Annotated in this window: 1 protein-coding gene and 2 tRNA genes; 2 read left to right on the forward strand and 1 reads right to left on the reverse strand. The window is 26.5% G+C overall.

The window, feature by feature from the left end; translation table 11 throughout:
* Positions 1-78 precede the first annotated feature (78 nt).
* Positions 79-354, reverse strand: coding sequence for a cold shock domain-containing protein (locus RI76_RS02130; RefSeq protein ID WP_017192502.1), 276 nt, complete (start codon positions 352-354; stop codon positions 79-81).
* A 199-nt stretch (positions 355-553) separates the two neighbouring features.
* Between RI76_RS02130 and RI76_RS02135 the strand changes: the two genes are divergently transcribed.
* A tRNA-Thr gene (locus RI76_RS02135) sits at positions 554-627 on the forward strand.
* Between the two features lie 100 nt (positions 628-727).
* Positions 728-802: transfer RNA gene (locus RI76_RS02140), tRNA-Gly, on the forward strand.
* Positions 803-848 lie beyond the last annotated feature (46 nt).

Below are 848 nucleotides of genomic sequence, written 5' to 3' on the forward strand. Positions count from 1 at the left end.
ATAATAAAAACATATTATACATTAAAAAAAAAGACTTTTAAAGTCTTTTTTTAAAATATATTTCAAATTAATGAATTATTATTTTACTTTAACGATATCAACAGCTTGTGTACGTCCGTCAATTTCTTTAATAGTGAATTCAACTTTTTCACCGGATTTTAAAGAACGATGTCCTTCTGTTCTGCATTCGCTGTTGTCTAATTGGATAGCTGTGAAATGAAAGAAAATTTCGTCGTCTGTTTTTCCTTCTACTTTAGGTTTGTCAGTAATAAGTTGGATGAAACCATACCCCATATCAATTCTAAACCACTTTACTTCACCCTGAAATCTTTTTTGTTCATTTTGTGGTGCCATTGTTAAAAACTCCTCTTTATTAAAATTAGTTTAAATTAACCTCTTTTATTATATATTATTTATTTGGAAAGTGAACAAATATTTATAAAAAATGTTAATAAAATGAAAGAAAAATTTTTTTTAGCAATTAATTATAACATTTTTTCTTAAATTAGGTTTTATATGATAAAATAATACAAGAGCGTCAAAAGCCCTTATAGCCCTTATAGTTTAATGGCAAAACACATCAATGGTAATGATGAAATACAAGTTCGATTCTCGTTAAGGGCACCAATCATTTTGTTTTAAATTTTTCTTATTTTTTTGTTAATATATATGTTGTAGTTTTTTAGAAATTATTTTTTTAAAAAACGAAATTCTTGACTTAAAGAACGCGGACGTCGTATAGTGGCTATTATACGTGCTTGCCAAGCATGAGACGGGGGTTCAATTCCCCTCGTCCGCTCCAAAATAATAATTTAGATCAATTAAATAAAAAAACATTTTAATTTTAT

It is taken from the genome of Milkweed yellows phytoplasma str. MW1, assembly GCF_000309485.1.
Taxonomy (GTDB): Bacteria; Bacillota_I; Bacilli_A; order Acholeplasmatales; family Acholeplasmataceae; genus Phytoplasma.